The sequence below is a fragment of the Salipiger thiooxidans genome, from assembly GCF_900102075.1.
GTDB classification, from domain to species: domain Bacteria; phylum Pseudomonadota; class Alphaproteobacteria; order Rhodobacterales; family Rhodobacteraceae; genus Salipiger; species Salipiger thiooxidans.
Genome location: NZ_FNAV01000002.1, coordinates 58340 through 74921 on the forward strand (window position 1 = coordinate 58340; position 16582 = coordinate 74921).

The 16582-nt window shown below is 69.4% G+C and carries 14 protein-coding genes; 5 read left to right on the forward strand and 9 right to left on the reverse strand.

Annotated features, from left to right (window positions below; all coding sequences use genetic code 11):
* Window positions 1–17: 17 nt before the first annotated feature.
* Complete coding sequence (locus tag BLQ77_RS02565) at window positions 18–362, forward strand: DUF427 domain-containing protein (RefSeq protein WP_008884658.1); 345 nt, start codon at window positions 18–20, stop codon at window positions 360–362.
* A gap of 134 nt (window positions 363–496) precedes the next feature.
* Here BLQ77_RS02565 and BLQ77_RS02570 read toward each other — a convergent pair whose 3' ends face one another.
* Both BLQ77_RS02570 and BLQ77_RS02575 read right to left on the reverse strand, forming a co-directional pair.
* A complete protein-coding gene (locus BLQ77_RS02570) occupies window positions 497–1051 on the reverse strand; it encodes a CHAP domain-containing protein (RefSeq protein ID WP_089955033.1) in 555 nt (184 codons plus the stop codon).
* 156 nt (window positions 1052–1207) lie between these two features.
* Window positions 1208–2884: a chloride channel protein gene (locus BLQ77_RS02575; RefSeq protein ID WP_089955036.1), complete on the reverse strand. Its 1677-nt coding sequence runs from the start codon at window positions 2882–2884 to the stop codon at window positions 1208–1210.
* A 74-nt stretch (window positions 2885–2958) separates the two neighbouring features.
* On the opposite strand from BLQ77_RS02575, the gene BLQ77_RS02580 reads away from it, so the two are divergent.
* Window positions 2959–4332 carry an FAD-binding oxidoreductase gene (locus BLQ77_RS02580; protein WP_089955039.1) on the forward strand — a complete coding sequence of 458 codons (1374 nt, stop codon included), beginning with the start codon at window positions 2959–2961 and terminating at the stop codon, window positions 4330–4332.
* A gap of 164 nt (window positions 4333–4496) precedes the next feature.
* Here the strand turns inward: BLQ77_RS02580 and BLQ77_RS02585 are convergent, their stop codons facing one another.
* Genes BLQ77_RS02585 through BLQ77_RS02595 form a run of 3 tightly spaced genes read right to left on the reverse strand, consistent with a single transcriptional unit; the run spans window position 4497 to window position 9341 of the window.
* Entirely contained in the window at window positions 4497–5615 is a 1119-nt protein-coding gene (locus BLQ77_RS02585; protein ID WP_089955041.1) for an ABC transporter permease, read from the reverse strand.
* Window positions 5616–5618: 3 nt separating this feature from the next.
* Window positions 5619–8324, reverse strand: a complete 2706-nt coding sequence (gene rbbA / locus BLQ77_RS02590) for a ribosome-associated ATPase/putative transporter RbbA (protein ID WP_089955044.1) — start codon at window positions 8322–8324, stop codon at window positions 5619–5621.
* A 12-nt stretch (window positions 8325–8336) separates the two neighbouring features.
* Window positions 8337–9341, reverse strand: a complete 1005-nt coding sequence (locus tag BLQ77_RS02595) for an HlyD family secretion protein (protein WP_089955047.1) — start codon at window positions 9339–9341, stop codon at window positions 8337–8339.
* Window positions 9342–9609: 268 nt separating this feature from the next.
* Between BLQ77_RS02595 and BLQ77_RS02600 the strand changes: the two genes are divergently transcribed.
* Window positions 9610–10890: an NAD(P)/FAD-dependent oxidoreductase gene (locus BLQ77_RS02600; RefSeq protein WP_089955049.1), complete on the forward strand. Its 1281-nt coding sequence runs from the start codon at window positions 9610–9612 to the stop codon at window positions 10888–10890.
* A gap of 117 nt (window positions 10891–11007) precedes the next feature.
* Here the strand turns inward: BLQ77_RS02600 and amaB are convergent, their stop codons facing one another.
* Window positions 11008–12528, reverse strand: coding sequence for an L-piperidine-6-carboxylate dehydrogenase (amaB, locus tag BLQ77_RS02605; RefSeq protein ID WP_089955052.1), 1521 nt, complete (start codon window positions 12526–12528; stop codon window positions 11008–11010).
* 200 nt (window positions 12529–12728) lie between these two features.
* On the opposite strand from amaB, the gene BLQ77_RS29220 reads away from it, so the two are divergent.
* Together BLQ77_RS29220 and BLQ77_RS02610 are read left to right on the forward strand one after the other, a co-directional pair.
* The gene (locus BLQ77_RS29220) at window positions 12729–12878 is read left to right on the forward strand and encodes a LysR family transcriptional regulator (protein ID WP_242661609.1); all 150 of its coding nucleotides are present in this window, start codon (window positions 12729–12731) and stop codon (window positions 12876–12878) included.
* A gap of 36 nt (window positions 12879–12914) precedes the next feature.
* Complete coding sequence (locus BLQ77_RS02610) at window positions 12915–13631, forward strand: LysR substrate-binding domain-containing protein (protein WP_242661610.1); 717 nt, start codon at window positions 12915–12917, stop codon at window positions 13629–13631.
* Here BLQ77_RS02610 and BLQ77_RS02615 read toward each other — a convergent pair.
* From BLQ77_RS02615 to BLQ77_RS02625, 3 genes are read right to left on the reverse strand one after another with little or no spacing between them, the layout of a single operon-like run.
* The gene (locus BLQ77_RS02615; protein ID WP_008885472.1) at window positions 13628–14908 is read right to left on the reverse strand and encodes a TRAP transporter large permease; all 1281 of its coding nucleotides are present in this window, start codon (window positions 14906–14908) and stop codon (window positions 13628–13630) included. The genes BLQ77_RS02610 and BLQ77_RS02615 overlap by 4 nt on opposite strands.
* A 4-nt stretch (window positions 14909–14912) precedes the next feature.
* Window positions 14913–15422: a TRAP transporter small permease gene (locus BLQ77_RS02620; protein ID WP_089955055.1), complete on the reverse strand. Its 510-nt coding sequence runs from the start codon at window positions 15420–15422 to the stop codon at window positions 14913–14915.
* On the reverse strand, window positions 15422–16432 hold the full coding sequence (locus tag BLQ77_RS02625; protein WP_089955057.1) for a TRAP transporter substrate-binding protein: 1011 nt from the start codon (window positions 16430–16432) through the stop codon (window positions 15422–15424). Before BLQ77_RS02625 ends, BLQ77_RS02620 begins: the two co-directional genes overlap by 1 nt.
* Window positions 16433–16582: the final 150 nt, after the last annotated feature.

The window sequence follows — 16582 nt, forward strand, 5'->3', positions numbered from 1 at the left end:
CTTACGGGGAGAGACACATGCTGAAGCACATCAAGATCCGCCCGGCCGGGGGCACATGGGTGATCCGCGCCGGAGGTGCCGTCCTTGGCGAAAGCGGCCGCGCACTGGAGCTGACCGAGGGCGATATGCCCAGCGTCATCTACTTCCCGCGCGAGGACATCGCCATGGCTTTTCTCGAGCCGTCCGAGTACCGCACGCTGAACCAGTGGATCGGCGAGGCGCGCTATTTCAACATCGCATCCAAGAGCCGGAACTACGACAACGCCGTCTGGTCCTACGAGGCACCGCTGGACGAGGCCAAGGATCTCGAGGGCTACCTCGCCTTCCACGTGCAGGACGGCGTGGCGGTGGAGCAGGTCTGAGACCGCTTTCCCGGCCTACCCTCCGGGAAGCACATTCCCACATACGAAAACGGCCGGAGCTCTGACGCTCCGGCCGTTTTTCCGTGCCGCCTGCCGATGACCGAGCGGAAGAGCCTCCCGCTGCGGCCATGCGATCAGTTCATCGCGGCGGGGTAGATGAAACCGTTGATCGGGTAGGACTTGCCGTAGGCGCCGGGGTTGCTTTCGACCTGCACCGAGGACCAGTCGCCGCTGGCAGAGACATCCTTGACCGACATGCCCAGCGACACCTTGTTGCGCGACCAGTTGGCGTGGTCGATGCGGATCTCGCGGTCCGAGACCACCTCGGAGACCACCGCAACGTGGCCCATCGGCATGCCGCCGGTGCCCGCGAAGGCCATGACCGAACCCACGACGGGCTCGGCGCCACGGTCGTAGAGCCCCTTGGCCTTGCCCCACCAGGTGTTGGCGTTGCCCCGGATCTCGACACCGCTGGCGTTGCGGGCGAAGGGCACGCACCAGACGCGCTTGCCGGCGTTCTGGAGTTCCTTCACCTCGCGCAGTGCCATGGCGCGACGATCGAGGTCGATGCCGGCGGAGGACGCATAGGTGATGTCAGGCGACTTGGTCGAGCAGGCCGCAGTGGCCAGCAGCAAAGCACAGAGTACCGGCAGGCAAAGGCCAGCCTTGCGGACACGGGTCACGCGCATATTGTCCCTCGAAAGTCTATTCTGCCCTGCCCCGTTGTTGCCGGAGCTGACACAGACTTTTGACCATTCGTTTACCAATGCAAAGAGGGTCGTGTTGGAACCGGCAGAAATCCGCCAATCCCCTTGATCTGGATGTCAGATTGCAATGCTGGCGGATCAGGAATGCTCTTCCGCCGCGGTCGCGGCGAGCGCCCGGTTGTAGGCCTTGAGCGCATCCACGTGGAAGAGCGCGCCCTGCAGCACCGGGGACTGGTCCTCGCCCTCGAGCGTCACCACCGGCAGGAAGGCGACCCCGGACTTGTCGAAGCGCGGCAGCGCGGTCTCGAGCGTGGCGGATTGCGGCACGTAGAGCCCCTGCGCGATCATCCGGTGGCAGGCCTCCTCGTCGGCGGCGCCCTCGGTGCCGGGCCGGCGCATGACGCCGGTGACGCGGAACATCGCCAGCAGGTAGGCCTGCGGGCCGGCCGCGAGGTGGACGTGGCGCCGCTCGAGCTGGGTGAGGAAGAAGCTGCGGTGCACGAGCCGCGAGGCGAGCGCGGTGGACATCGAGACCGACACCATCACCGCAAGCCCGGTCTGCCAGTCGCCGGTGAGCTCGAAGACGATGAGCGTGGTCGAGATCGGCGCGCCCAGCACCGCCGCCGCCACCGCCCCCATGCCCGCCAGCGCGTAGAGCGTGAAGGCCGAGCTCTGCTCGGGGAAGATGCCGGTGGCGATATGGGCGAAGGTGAGCCCGGTCAGCGCCCCCACCATGAGCGAGGGCGAGAACACCCCGCCGCCCATGCGTCCGGCCATGGTGATCGAGACCGCGGCAACCTTGACGGCGGTGAAGACGAAGGCCTGCGTGAGCCCGAGATTGCCGGTCAGCGCCCGCGACGTGGTCTCGTAGCCCACGCCGATGATATGCGGAAACTGGATCGCCAGCGCCCCCAGAAGCAGCCCCGCCACCGCCGGGCGCAGCCAGTGCGGCAGTCCGAGGCGCTTCTGGATGCGGCCGCCGAAATCGTCCGACCAGAAGATCGCCCGCATCATCAGCGCCGCCACCAGGCCGCAGACCAGCCCCATGAGGAAAAAGGCGGGCAGCTCGAGGTAGAACTCGACGGTGGTGGTGCCGGGCAGCAGGAACTCGGTCACGTCGCCGAAGGCCAGCCGGTTGATCACCGTGCCGGCGGCGCTGGCCACCACGATGGGCGCAAACGCGTGCAGCGCGAAGTGGCGCAGCACCACCTCGAGCCCGAAGAGCGCGCCGGCGATGGGCGCGTTGAAGCTGGCCGAGACGGCGGCGGCCACGGCGCAGCCCAGCAGGTCGCGCCCGGTGATGCCGTCGACGCGCAGCCGGTTGGCGACCCAGGACGAGATCATCGCCGCGATATGCACCACCGGCCCCTCGCGACCCGTCGAGCCACCGGTCGAGAGGGTGATCCACGAACAGAGCGCCGACGCGATTCCCGCCTTCTTCTCGACCCGTCCGTCGTTGAGCGCGGCGCCCTCGATCACATCCGAGACCGAGCGCACCCGCCCGTCGGGGGTGAAGTACTGCAGGATCACGCCCACCACGAGCCCGCCCGCGACGGGGATCAGCAGCACCCAGACCCAGGGCAGTTCACGGGCGAAGCTGGCCAGCGTGTTGACATCTTCCGTGCCGTAAAGCGCCGCCTGCAAGCGGTTGATGCCGAAACGGAAAATCACCGCCGACGCACCTGCCGCCGCGCCCACGACCAGCGCGATGAGCCAGAACGTGACCTGCCCCGGAGCCTTGTGGCGCAGCATGTCCCAGCTTCGCCCGCAGGTGCCGCGCAGCTCGTGCCACTGGCGGGAAAACGCCCGCAACATTCCCAGGTCCCCTTTGGCTTTCGCAGGGCGAGAGGCGCGTATAAGGTCGCCTCCGAAGTCCCCGGAGGTAGCTGATGACCATCGCCAAAGCCCTTGACGCTCTTGCCCCACTCCTAGGCGAACGGCTGAGCCGCTCCAAGTCCGAACTGGCGCATCACGGACGCTCCGAGTCCTATTTCCCACAGACCGAGCCGGACGCGGTGGCCTATCCCGAGACCCTCGCCGAGGTGCAGGCTCTGGTGAAGATCTGCGCCGGGCACGGCTGCCCGATGGTGGGCTGGGGCGCCGGCACCTCGCTCGAGGGCCACGGGCTCGCGGTGAGGGGCGGCGTGGTCGTCGACTTCTCGCGCATGAACAAGGTGCTCGAGATCCGGCCCGCGGACATGGACGTGACGGTGCAACCCGGCGTCACCCGCGAGGCGCTGAACGAGGAGCTGCGCGCCACGGGGCTGTTCTTCCCCGTCGACCCCGGCGCCAACGCGAGCCTCGGCGGCATGGCGATGACCCGCGCCTCGGGCACCACGGCGGTGCGCTACGGCACCATGCGTGACAACGTGCTGGGCATGCAGGTGGTGCTGGCGGACGGCCGCGTGATCCGCACTGGCACCCGCGCGCGCAAATCCTCGGCGGGCTACGATCTCACCGCGCTGATGGTGGGATCCGAGGGCACGCTCGGCCTCGTGACCGAGCTGACCCTGCGCCTGCACGGCGTGCCCGAGGCCACCAGCGCCGGCATCTGCGCCTTCCCCGACATGCATGCCGCGGTCACGGCGGTGATGGAGACCATCCAGATGGGCATTCCCATGGCGCGGATCGAGTTCGTCGATGCCGCCACCGCGCGCGCCTTCACCGCCTATTCCGGCATGGAGATGTCCGAGGCGCCGCACCTGCTGGTCGAGTTCAACGGCTCGCCCGAAAGCGTGGCGCAGGACGCCGAGCGCTTCGGCGAGATCGTCGCCGACCATGGCGCCTCGCCGTTCCGCTGGTCGGCCCGCGAGGAAGAACGCCGGGCGCTCTGGGCGCTGCGCCACAACGGCTATTACGCCATTCTCGCGTCGCGCAAGGGCGCGCGGGCGCTGGTGACCGACATGTGCGTGCCGATCTCGCAGCTCGCGCAGGCGGTCGAGGAGACGCAGGCCGACATCGCCAGGGGCTCGATCCCCGGCCCGATCCTCGGCCACGTGGGCGACGGCAACTTCCACGCCATCCTGCTGGTGGACCCCGACCAGCCCGCCGAGATGGAAGAGGCCAAGCGGCTCTCGCACCGCATGGCCGAACGCGCGCTGGCGCTCGGCGGCACCTGCACCGGCGAGCACGGCATCGGCATGGGCAAGCTCGACTACATGGAGGCGGAGCACGGCGAGGGCTGGGACGTGATGGGCCAGATCAAGCGCGCGCTTGACCCGCAGAACCTGATGAACCCGGGCAAGCTGGTGCGGCAGGGCTGACCCGCCCTGCCCGCGGCGCCCGCCCCGGCACCACGCCCGCGCAACGCGCCCGCCCCCGCTCCGGACCCTCCCGTTCTCCCGGGCGCCCCCAGCTTCATCTTGCCAGACAAACTCCCGCCGGAGGCATCCCGACGCCTCCACGCGGTACAACCTCGACGACCGGGCTACCCCGCCAGCACCTTGCGGAACCGAGCCAGCACGATCGCCAGCGCCACGCCCGCCATCAGCGCCATCGCCGCCAGATCTCCTGCCACCAGCGTGATCCCCCCGCCCCGGTAGAGCACCGTCTGTGCGAACGAGACGAAATGGGTTGCCGGGCTGACGACCTGCATCAGCAGCCGCAGCCAGCCGGGCATCGATTCAAGCGGCGTGATCCCGCCCGAGAGCATGAAGAGCACGATGATCACCGGGATCACCAGCAGCCCGAACTGCCCCATGTTCTGGGTGAAGCTCGCCAGCAGCAGCCCGAGGCTCGCCACCGCCACCACGTAGAGCCCCGCGCCCAGCACGTAGAGCCAGAGCGCCCCCGAGACCGGCACTCCCAGCGCCCACTCCACCACCAGCGTCAGGCTCAAAACCGAGCCCAGCAGGATCACCGCACCGGTCGCAATGATCTTCGACAGCACGATCTCAACCGGGCGGATCGGCATCACCAGCACGTGCTCGATGGTGCCGTGCTCGCGCTCCCGGATCATCGACGAGCCGGAGAGGATCAGCGTCAGGATGGTGACGTTGTTCATCAGCTGCATCACCGCGCTGAACCACGTGGCGTTGAAGTTGGGGTTGAAGCGGGTGCGGATCACCACCTCGACGAGATCGTCGCTGTCGGCGCCCGGCTGCAGGTATTCGCTCAGCGTCTCGGCCAGCAACTGCTGCAGGAAGGTTGCGCCGTTGCCCGCCTGCGCCACCGCCGTCGCGTCCACCAGAAGCTGCAGCGTCGCCGCCCGCCCGGCGCGCAGGTCGCGCTCGAAATCCGGCGGGATCGCCAGCACCAGCACGAAGCGGCCGTCGGTCTGCGCCTGCGCGGCCTCGGACGGGGCCAGCAGGTCGGGCGCGGCGAAGAGCGGCGGGCGGATCTCATCGATCAGCCGCCCCGAGAGCGGCGAGTGGTCCTCGTCCACCACCGCCACCGAGAGGTCGCGCACCTCGGTCGAGGCCGCGCTCGTCACCATCCAGATCGCCACCGTGAAGACGTAGATCATCAGCACGATCATCACCCGGTCGCGGCGGATCGCGCGCAACTCCTTCATCGTGAGCCTCAGCGTGTTGTAGATCGCGCGCATGGCTCAGGCCTCCTGCTTGCGCAGGGCAAGCGACGAGATCAGCAGGTAGAGCACCCCGAACCCCGCCAGCATCAGCGCGTTGAACCACACCTCGGACCAGCCGAAGCCCTTGACGAAGGCGCCCACGGTGACCGGCTGGAACCACGCGCCGGGAAAGGCCTGGCCGAAGAGCCTCCCGCCCTCGGCCATGGTCGAGACCGGCACGATGAGGCCCGAGAAGTTCACCGTCGGGATGATGGTGATGACCGCGGTGGCAAACACCGCCGAGACCTGCGTCTGCACGAAGGTCGACACCAGTTGCCCGAAGCCGGTCGAGGCGATGACATAGAGCGTCGCCACCGCCCCCAGCGCCAGCACGCTGCCGCTGAACGGCACCCCGAAGAGCCAGCGCCCCATGGCGGCCATAACCCAGAAACTCGCCCAGGCGGTCACCACGTAGGGGATCTGCTTGCCCACGAGGAACTCGGGCCGGCTCACCGGGGTCGAGCGGAAGTTGGCGATGGTGCCGGTCTCCTTCTCGCGCACCACGCTCACCGCCGACATGATCGCCGGAATGAGCATCAGGATCAGCATGACCAGCGAAGGCACCATGGCATTGGCGCTCTCGAAGGCCTGGTTGAAGCGGTAGCGGGTCTCGATGTCCACGAGGCCGGTGCTGGGAGCCCCGGCCTCGGTCGCGACCCGCGTCTCGTAGGCCTCGAGCAGCCCCATGGCATAGCCGCGCGCGGTCTCGGCCCGGAACGGCATGGCGCCGTCGATCCAGAGCGAGATCTCGGGCGTGTCGCCCCGGTGCAGGTCGCGGCCGAAGCCGTCGGGGATCTCGAGCGCCAGCGCGAGGTCGCCGCGGCCCATGCGGGCATCGAGCTCGTCGAGCGTTGCGAAATCGGGGGTCCCGGCGAATTGCGGGATCGAGGTGAAGGCCTCGACCAGCGCCCGGCTCTCGGGCGTGCGGTCCTGGTCGTTGACGGCGAAGCTCAGCTCGTCCACGTCGAAGGAGATGCCGTAGCCCATGGTCAAGAGCAGCAGGATCGGGCCCGCGAGCGCGAAGAACAGCCGGATCGGGTCGCGCCGCAGCTCCAGCGTCTCGCGCCAGGTATAGGCCCAGAGCCGTTGCGCCGCCTGCCGCAGAGGCCCGCGCGGTGCCGGGTCGGCATCGTAGACCGGCGCATCGACCGCGCCCTCTTCCCGCCCCATCTCGTCCTCGAGCGCATCGATGAAGGCGCCCTCGAGCGTCTCGGCCTCGCGCCGGGCCACGATCTCGGCCGGCGCGCCCATCTCGAGCACCCGGCCCGCGTGCATCAGCGAGATGCGGTCGCAGCGCTCGGCCTCGTTCATGAAATGGGTGGTGATGAAGATCGTCACGCCGTCTTCCCGCGACAGCCGGATCAGGGTGCGCCAGAAATCGTCCCGCGCCAGCGGATCGACGCCCGATGTGGGCTCGTCGAGGATCAGGATGCGCGGCTCGTGGATCACCGCCACCGCCAGTTGCAGCCGCTGCTTCTGCCCCAGCGGCAACCCGTCGGGCATGGCATCCGCCTCGGCGCGCAGGTCATAGGCGTCGAGCACCGCCTCCACCCGCGCCTGCCGCCTGTCGGCCGGCAGACCGTAGAGTTCCGCGTGCAGCATCAGGTTCTGGCGCACGCTGAGCTCTGTGTAGAGCGAGAAGGTCTGCGACATGTAACCGATGCGCAGACGGCTCTGCATGTCCGAGGCCGCAAGCTCCTGCCCGAAGAGCCGCGTGTGGCCCTCGGTCGGGTCCAGCAGCCCGGTCATCATCTTCATGGTGGTCGACTTGCCGCAACCGTTCGAGCCGAGGAAGCCGAAGATCTCGCCCTCGGGGATGGTGAAGCTCACGTGGTCGACGGCGGTGAAGTCACCGAAGCGCTTGGTGAGGCCCTCGGCCTCGATCGCGGGCACCGCGCCGTCGCGCTCGGGGCGCGGCGGCAGGACCACCGGAGCGTGGTCGACGCCGCCGGGCAGCAGGTTGATGAAGGCGGCCTCGAGCGTCTCGGCCCCGCCCTGCGCCCGCAGCACGTCGGGCGAGCCGGTGGCGATGACCCGCCCCGCGTCCATCGCCGCGAGCCAGTCGAAGCGCTCGGCCTCCTCCATGTAGGCGGTGGCGACCAGCACCGACATGCCCGGCATGTGGCCACGGATGCGGTCGATCAGGTCCCAGAACTGCCGCCGCGACAGCGGGTCGACGCCGGTGGTGGGCTCGTCGAGGATCAGCAGGTCGGGATCGTGGATCAGCGCCGAACACAGGCTCAGCTTCTGCTTCATCCCGCCCGAGAGCTTGCCCGCCGGACGGTCGGGAAACGGCGCGAGCCCCGTCGCCTCGAGCAGCATGGCGATGCGGGCGTCGCGCTCGACCGCGGGCTGGCCGAAGAGCCGCCCGAAGAAATCGAGGTTCTCGCGCACCGAGAGCGTCGGCGACAGGTTCCGCCCCAATCCCTGCGGCATGTAGGCGATGCGCGGCGCCACCCGGGCCCGCGCGCGTGCGTCGGCCATGTCCTCGCCGATGGCGCGCACCCGGCCCTCCTGCAGGCGCCGCACGCCCGAGACCAGCCCCAGCAGCGTCGACTTGCCCACGCCGTCCGGGCCGATCAGCCCGGCCATGACGCCCGCCGGCACGCGCAGCGCCACGTCGTCCAGCGCCGTCACCTTGCCGTAGCGATGGCGCACACCCTCGAGTTCAGCGGCGAAATCCATGATGCGCTCCGCCTATTCGGGCACGTTCACCGCAAGATCCGCCGGCCACTCGGCGCCGGGGTCCGAGCGCACGAAGCCGATGCCCCGGACGCCGGATTTCACCATGTTCTCGAACTGCGCGAGCAGGTCGCGCGGCACCGTTAGCTTGACGCGGAACACCAGTTCCTCGCGTTCCTTCTCGGTCTCGACGCTCTTGGGGGTGAACTGCGCCTGCGGCGAGATGAAGCTCACCCGCGCGGGCACCACGTAGTCCGAGATCGGGTCGAGCACCATGCGCGCCTCGTCGTTGGTGGACAGCAGCCCGACCACCGGCGCGGGCAGGTAGATGTTCATGTAGACATTGGTGAGATCGAGCAGCGTGAACACCGCCGAGCCCGCCGCCAGCACCTCGCCCGGCTCGCGCAGGCGGTAGAGGATGCGGCCCCGGATCGGCGCGCGGATGGTCATGTCGTCGAGCGCGATCTTCAGCCGCTCCACGTCGGCCTCGGCGGCGGCAATGGTGGCGTCGGAATTGGCCACCTGCGCTTCGGCCGAGGCCAGCGACGCGCGGGCGCTGTTGAGCGAATTGGTGGCGTCGTCGAGCGCGCTCTGGCTGGCGTGGCCGTCGGTGTGGAGCCGCTCGACCCGATCGAAACTGGTCTTGGCCACGTCGCGCGCGCTCTGCGCCTGCATGACGTTGGCCTCGGCCATCTGCTTGCTCGCCCGCGCCTGCTGCACCGTCGCCTGCGCCGCCAGAAGCTGGGCGCGCGCCTCGCGGTCGTCGAGCTGGGCAAGCACCGTGCCCGCGTCTACAATCTCGCCCTCCTCGGCCATGATTTCGGTCACGCGCCCGGCATATTTCGTCGCAATGTCAACGCTTTGCGCCTCGATCCTGCCGTTGGAGCTGGCGATGCCCTCGTAGCGGTCCTGACCGCCGAACCGGGCCAGCAGCGTCTCGAACCGGGATTGCGCCAGCACAGGCCCCGCAGCGGCGATAAGGGCAAGGGCGAAGAGCAGCGGACGGGGGCTGAGGGGCACGGGCGATCTCCTGACGGTGGGCGGGACTCGGAAACTATACGGGGCAGTTTAGAACAACCTGCGGCGGTGGCCAGCGCCGGTTTGCCGCAGCGCCGCGCCGCCGCTTTTCACGGCGTCTGCCGGACCCGCCGACGTGACGCACGGGCCGTTCGCGGCTTTCCCCTTCCTGCGCGGAAACGCACGTTATATCAAGAGCTAGAAGGACGAACCTGCCCCTCGTGCGAGTCGCGCTGCGGGCGGGTTCGCGCGGCACGAAGGAGAGCGTGGCATGACCTCGGGACAAGAACCGAACCTGTGGCGGGCAAGCAGCCGGGAAGCCATCGGAGCGGGCGCGCTCGACCGTGACCTGAGCGTCGATCTCGCGGTGATCGGCGGCGGCTTCACCGGCTGCTCTGCGGCGCTCGAAGCGGCGCGGGGCGGCGCCGCGGTGGCGCTGCTCGAGGCGCGAGAGATCGGCTACGGCGGCTCGGGGCGCAACGTGGGCCTCGCCAATGCCGGGCTGTGGCTGAAACCCGAGGAGATCACCGCCGAACTGGGCGAGGACGCAGGGCGGGCGCTGATCGCGCGGCTGGCCGAGGCGCCCACAACGGTCTTCGGGCTGATCGAGCGCGAGGCCATCGACTGCGAGGCGCGCCGCGCCGGCACGCTGCATTGCGCCCATGCCCCCGCGGGCATGGACGACCTGCGCGAGCGGTTGCGGCAGGGGTTGGCTGCAGGCGCGCCGCTGGAGCTGCTCGACGCCGAGACCGCCCGCGCCCGCACCGGCAGCACCGCCGTGCATGGCGCGCTCTTCGATCCCCGCGCCGGGACCGTGCAGCCGCTGGCCTATTGCCGCGGGCTGGCCCGGGCGGCGCACGACGCCGGTGCAGCGGTTTTCGAAGACAGCCCGGTGACGGCGCTCACGCGCGAGGGCGATACGTGGCTGGTCAGCTGCAACGGCCGGACGGTGCGGGCGGGGGCGCTGCTGATGGCGACCAACGCCTATCACCTCCGGCTCGACGGGGCGCCCGGCCCCGCCTATGTGCCGGTGCATTACGGTCAGTTCGCCACCGTGCCCATGCCCGAGCCCCTGCGCGACCGCATCCTGCCCGGCGGCGAGGGCTGCTGGGATACGGCGCTGGTGATGTCATCCTTCCGCACCGACGCGGACGGCCGGCTGATCATCGGCGGTATAGGCGATCTCGACGGCCCCGGCGGCGCGATCCACGCCGGCTGGGCGCGGCGCAAGCTGCGGGCGCTGTTCCCCGAGATCGGCGATCTGCCCTTCGAGCACGGCTGGTGCGGGCGCATCGCGATGACCTCGGACCACATCCCGAAAATCGTGGAGATGGGGCCGCGCGCCTATGCCTGCTTCGGCTATTCCGGCCGCGGCATCGGGCCGGGCACGGTGTTCGGCATGGCGGCAGCGCAGGCGCTGCTGCGCGAGGACGCCTCGGGCCTGCCGATGGCTCCGGTGAAGCACCACGAAGAATGCCTGACAAAGCTCAAGGGTCGCTACTACGAGTTCGGGGCAACGCTGACCCACGCGGTGTCGGCGCGGGGGGCCTGAGGTCGGTGGGGCTCTGCCCCGTCCGCGCAGGCGCGGACTCCCCGGGATATTTGGGGCCAATGGAAACCCGGGCGCCGGTCATGGTCGGCGCCCGGGGTGCAGTCGATCCGGACCGGATCAGATGTCGAAGGTGACGCCCTGTGCGAGCGGCAGCTCGGTCGAGTAGTTGATGGTGTTGGTGGCGCGGCGCATGTAGGCGCGCCATGCGTCCGAGCCGCTTTCACGGCCGCCGCCGGTCTCCTTCTCGCCCCCGAAGGCACCGCCGATCTCGGCGCCCGAGGTGCCGATGTTGACGTTGGCGATGCCGCAGTCGCTGCCGCGGGCGGAGAGGAAGTGCTCCATCTCGCGCATGTCGGTGGTGAAGATCGACGAGGACAGCCCGCCGCCGACGGCGTTGTGCTGTTCGAGCACCTCGTCGAAATCACCGTATTTCATCACGTAGAGGATGGGGGCGAAGGTCTCGCGCAGCACCGGGCCGGCCTGCTCGGGCATCTCGACCAGGGCGGGACGGACGTAGAAGGCGCTGTCGGCGCCGACCTCTTCTCGACCGCCGCCATGCACGGTGCCGCCGAGCCCGGCCGCCTCGGCCAGCGCCGCCTGCATCGACTCGTAGGCGCTCGCGTCGATCAGCGGGCCGACGAGGGCCGAGGTCTCGAGCGGGTTGCCGACGGTGACGCTGGCATAGGCCTTCTTCAGCGCGGGCACGATCTGGTCATAGACGCTCTCGTGCACGAAGAGCCGGCGCATGGTGGTGCAGCGCTGGCCCGCGGTGCCCATGGCCCCGAAGGCGATGGCGCGCAGGGCCATGTCCATGTCGGCCGAGGGGCAGACGATGCCGGCGTTGTTGCCGCCGAGCTCGAGGATGCATTTGCCGAAGCGCGCCGCGACGCGCGGGCCCACGATGCGGCCCATGCGGGTCGAACCTGTGGCCGAGATCAGCGCCACCCTGGAGCTGTCGGTCAGCGCCTCGCCCAGTTCCGGCCCGCCGACCAGCACCTGGCTCAGGCCCTCGGGGGCGTCCGACCCGAAGCGGGCGATGGCGCGCTCGAGCACCGCCTGGCAGGCGAGCGCGGTGAGCGGGGTCTTCTCGGAAGGCTTCCACAGCACCGGGTCGCCGCAGACCAGCGCCAGCGCCGCGTTCCAGCACCAGGGCGCGCAGGGGAAGTTGAAGGCGGTGATGATGCCGACGACGCCCAGCGGGTGCCAGGTTTCCATCATGCGGTGGCCGGGACGCTCGGTGGCGATGGTCAGACCGTAGAGCTGGCGCGAGAGGCCGACGGCGAAGTCGCAGATGTCGATCATCTCCTGCACCTCGCCGAGGCCTTCCGACGGCGACTTTCCGGCCTCGATCGAGACCATGCGGCCGAGGTCTTCCTTGGATTTGCGCAGTTCCTCGGCATAGAGCCGCACCAGCTCGCCCCGGCGCGGCGCAGGCACCATGCGCCACGTGCGGAAGGCGCTGGCGGCGAGGTCGATGGCCGTGGCGGCGTCCCCGGCGCTGTGGGTGGCAAGGCTGGCGACGGCGGTGCCGGTCACCGGCGAGATCACCGCCATGCCGCCGGCCACGTCCAGCGCGGCGGTGGCGCCACAGGCTTGCATGGTGTCGCGGGTGACGATGTCGAGCGGTTTGGTGAGCATGGTCTGTCTCCTGTCAGGGCGTCCCAGGTGGGGAATCCGTCTGGCACGCCGGGGCGCGCTTCGGGCGCAGCCTAGCACGGGCGCGATCCGGGGTCCGCACGACGATTCCGGCTGCCCCCATTCCCAATTCGCATGACCAATGGCCGAATTAGCTGGTAAGGAGGCGCGATACGCATGACACCAGCCCCGGACCCGTCCCCATGATCCTGCAACGCCGCCTTCTTCCCGACATGCGCATCCTGCAGACCTTCGAGCTGGCGGCGCGGCACGGCAACTTCACCCGCGCGGGCGAAGAGCTCGCCCTCACACAAAGCGCCGTCAGCCGCCAGATCCGTGATCTCGAGGAGTAGCTCGGCAAACCGCTCTTCGAGAGACTGCGCGGGCGGGTGGTGCTCACGCGCGCGGGCGAGGACCTGCTGCCCGAGGTGCAGCGGCTTCTGCGCATAGCCGAGCGGACCATGCGCCATGCCACCGCGGGCGCCGCGGGCGAGACGGTGCTGTCTGTGAACGCCCTGCCGAGCTTTGCGCAGCGCTGGCTGGTGCCGCGGCTGGCGGGGTACCTCGCGCAGCATCCGGGGCTGCGGCTGGACCTGTCGACCCGCAGCGGGATCTTCGACTTCGACGAGGTGCAGTGCGATCTTGCGATCCACTACGGCCAGCCGATCTGGCCGGGCGGCAGCTGCACCTATCTCTGCTCCGAGATCGTGGTGCCGGTCGCGGGTGCCGCCCTGCCTGCCGTGACCCGCGCCGAGGCGCTGGCCGAGCGCCCCAAGATCCACCTCGCCGAGCGCCCGGCGCTCTGGTCCGAGTGGTTCGGGCGGCAGGGGGTCGAGCTCGAGAACGCCAACGAGGGCCACTGGGTGGACGAGATCGCGCTTGCCATCGAGACGGTGCGCGCGGGGCTCGGTTACGCTTTGCTGCCGCTCTACCTCATCGAGCAGGAGCTGGCGGCGGGCACGCTCCGGGTGGCGCTCGACGCGCCCTTCTCGACCGACATGGCCTATTATATCGTGACCCCCGAGGGCCGCGCCGACGGCGCCGCGGGCTTCCGCGACTGGCTGATCGGTCAGGTGTCGTTCCGGCCGCTGGCGCGCGGCGCCTAGGTCAGCAGCAGCACCAGCCCCGGGAAGGCGGTGAGCAGCGCCACCCGCAGCACGTCCATCGCCACGAAGGGCATCAGGCCGCTGAAGATCGTGCTCAACCGTACCTCCGGCACCACCGAGCGCAGCACGAAGGCGTTCATGCCCACCGGCGGCGTGATGTAGGAGATCTCGGTCACCATGACGACGAAGATGCCGAACCAGATCAGGTCGATGCCCTGCGCCGCCACGATGGGGTAGAACACCGGCACGGTGAGCATGATCATCGACAGGCTTTCCAGCACGCAACCCAGCACGAGGTAGATGCAGAGCATCACGAGGATGGTCATCATCGGCGTGTCGCCGAAGACCGCCAGCGCCGCCTGGATGTCGCGGGTCATGCCCGACATGTTGACGTAGTTGGTGAAGGTGAGCGCGCCGAAAAGGATGAAGAACATCATCGAGGTGGTCTTCATGGTGTCGTAGAGCACCGCGATCATCTTCTCGCGGCTGAACCGTCCCGAGAGCAGCACCAGCAGGAAGGCGCCCCCTGCCCCCATGCCCGCGCTCTCGGTCGGGGTGAAGACGCCGAGGTAGATCCCGCCCATCACGAAGACGAAGAGCAGGAGCGCCCCGGCGGTGCCCCTCAGCGCCAGGAAGCGGTCGCGCAGCGGCAGCTTCGGCTCGACCGGCAGGTCGATCTTCTGCGTGGCGAGCGAGATGCGCACGGCGATGGCATAACCGATGATGCCGATGATCCCCGGGACGAGCCCGGCGAGGAACAGCCTGCCGATGTCCTGCTGCGTCATGATCCCGTAGAACACGAGGATCACCGAAGGCGGGATGAGGATGCCCAGCGTGCCTCCGGCGGCGATGGAGGCGGTCGACAGCCGGTCGGGATAGCCGAAGCGCCGCATCGAGGGCAACGCGATGCGGGTCATGGTGGCCGCCGTCGCCATCGACGAACCGCAGACCGAACTGAAGGCGCCGCAGGCGATGACCGTCGCGGTGGCGAGCCCGCCCTTGCGGTGCCGCAGCCAGGCGTAGGCGGAATTGTAGAGTTCTTCCGCGATGCCGGACTGCACCACGAAATTGCCCATCATCAGGAACAGCGGCAGCACCGAGAGCGAGTAGTCGCGCCCGTTGTCGAAGAAGGCCGAGCCCAGCAGCGACAGCGCCGGGGTCCAGCCGATGATCGAGGCCACGCCCACGAGCCCCACCCCTGCGAGCGCCATCGAAATCGGCACGCCCACGAGAAGCAGCACGCCGAGGATGGCCATGCCGACCGGCCAGCTTTCCATGATGTCAGTGTCCTTTCAGGTGCCGGGCCAGTGCGATGGCCGGAACGGCGGCGGTCAGCAGGGCTCCGACGCCGGTGCAGACCGCGCAGAAATAGCCCAGCGGCGCGATCGGAATGGCGAGCGTGGTGGTGGTGCCGCCGTAGCCTCCGATCTGGGACGCGTAGACCCAGACCCGCCACGCCACGACCGCCAGCACCACCGCCGAGAACAGCCCCGCCGCCGCCAGCCGCCAGGGCTGCGCCGCGCGCGGCAGGCGGTCGGTGACAAGGTCGACGGTCACATGCTCGTCCGCCAGCGCCACCGCTGGCAGGCCGAGGAAGACCACCGCCGCCAGCAGCAGCTCGGTAAGCTCGGTCGCCCCGCGCAGCGGGGCGTTGAAAAGGTAGCGCCCGATCACGTCGGTGACGGTCATCCCCATCAGCGCCATGAGCAGGATGCCCCCGAGCACGGCCAGCGCCGCGCGCAGCCCGAAGGCGCCGCGCGGCGGGGGCGCGTCGGGCGTCGCCTCGGACATTACTCCGCGGCTTCCCTGGCGATCTCGGACTTCAGCATCTCAAACGCCGCCTGCGCGTCGATGCCGGTCTCGGCGGCCTCGTCGAGCTTGGCCTGCACCAGCGGCGACAGCGCGTCTTCCCAGGCCGCAAGCTGCGCCTCGGTGGCGGGGGTGATGGTGATCTCGCCCTCCATGGCAGCCTTGCCCGCAGCGTCGGCGGCATCCCACATCCGGCCGGCCATGCGCGCCAGCGCCTCGCCGGCGACGGTGTCGATGGCGTCCTGTTGCTCGGGGTCGAGGCTGTCCCACTTTGCCTTGTTCATCACGATGTAGAACGAGGTGTTGTAGAGCCCGCCGGGCACCGAGATCGCCTCGTCGAGCTGCGGGATCAGCTTGAAGAAGTTCACCGACTCGTAGGGGAAGAGAATGCCGTCCGCGACGCCCTGGCTCAGCAGCTCGTAGGCCTTGGAGGACGGGCCTTCGACCGGCACCGCGCCAAGCGCCGTCGCGACCTCGTGCACGATGCCGCCACCCACGCGCAGCTTCACGCCGTCGAGCACCTCGGGCGAGGCGACGTCGCCGGATTTCAGGAAGACCTCGCCCGGTCCGTGGCTGAACACCGAGAGCACGTGGACGTCGTCATATTCGCCCGCGTCGCGCAGCATCTGGTCGAAGACGCGCCAGTAGGCCACCGAGATGTCCTCGGCGCTGTCGCCCAGGAAGGGCAGCTCGACGATGTTGGTGGTCTTGAAGCGGCCGGGGTTGTAGCCCTGCACGCCGAAGGTGATGTCGGCGACACCGTTCACCGCGAAATCGAAATGCGCCTGCGGCGGTCCGAGCGGCGCGGGCAGGATGGTGGCGGTGACCTCGCCGCCGGTGGCCTCGGCGATCTGTTCTGTCATCGGCACGATGAGCTCACTGACCAGCGGGTGCGACGGCGGCAGCCAGTTGGCGACGGTCAGCACGGTCTGGGCCTGTGCGGCCCCGGCCAGGCAGAGCCCCAGGGCGGTGGCGGTCAGCAGTTGTTTCATGGTCCTGTCCCTGTCGGTTGTGCTCCGGGCGTCAGGGCCTCGCCGCGTCGGATGCGGGGGCGTCTCCCGGTGGTTCATCTGTTCTGCAAAGCGGCGGCGGGCGCAAGGGCCCGGACGGCATTTCCGGACGCGGGCGCCGGAGTGTGACCG

Excerpts from the sequence above, each read along its gene's own strand:
- BLQ77_RS02565 (WP_008884658.1), top strand. The coding sequence starts at position 18 with ATGCTGAAGCACATCAAGATCCGCCCGGCCGGGGGCACATGGGTGATC.
- BLQ77_RS02570 (WP_089955033.1), bottom strand. The coding sequence starts at position 1,051 with ATGCGCGTGACCCGTGTCCGCAAGGCTGGCCTTTGCCTGCCGGTACTC.
- BLQ77_RS02575 (WP_089955036.1), bottom strand. The coding sequence starts at position 2,884 with ATGTTGCGGGCGTTTTCCCGCCAGTGGCACGAGCTGCGCGGCACCTGC.
- BLQ77_RS02580 (WP_089955039.1), top strand. The coding sequence starts at position 2,959 with ATGACCATCGCCAAAGCCCTTGACGCTCTTGCCCCACTCCTAGGCGAA.
- BLQ77_RS02585 (WP_089955041.1), bottom strand. The coding sequence starts at position 5,615 with ATGCGCGCGATCTACAACACGCTGAGGCTCACGATGAAGGAGTTGCGC.
- rbbA (WP_089955044.1), bottom strand. The coding sequence starts at position 8,324 with ATGGATTTCGCCGCTGAACTCGAGGGTGTGCGCCATCGCTACGGCAAG.
- BLQ77_RS02600 (WP_089955049.1), top strand. The coding sequence starts at position 9,610 with ATGACCTCGGGACAAGAACCGAACCTGTGGCGGGCAAGCAGCCGGGAA.
- amaB (WP_089955052.1), bottom strand. The coding sequence starts at position 12,528 with ATGCTCACCAAACCGCTCGACATCGTCACCCGCGACACCATGCAAGCC.
- BLQ77_RS29220 (WP_242661609.1), top strand. The coding sequence starts at position 12,729 with ATGATCCTGCAACGCCGCCTTCTTCCCGACATGCGCATCCTGCAGACC.
- BLQ77_RS02615 (WP_008885472.1), bottom strand. The coding sequence starts at position 14,908 with ATGGAAAGCTGGCCGGTCGGCATGGCCATCCTCGGCGTGCTGCTTCTC.
- BLQ77_RS02620 (WP_089955055.1), bottom strand. The coding sequence starts at position 15,422 with ATGTCCGAGGCGACGCCCGACGCGCCCCCGCCGCGCGGCGCCTTCGGG.
- BLQ77_RS02625 (WP_089955057.1), bottom strand. The coding sequence starts at position 16,432 with ATGAAACAACTGCTGACCGCCACCGCCCTGGGGCTCTGCCTGGCCGGG.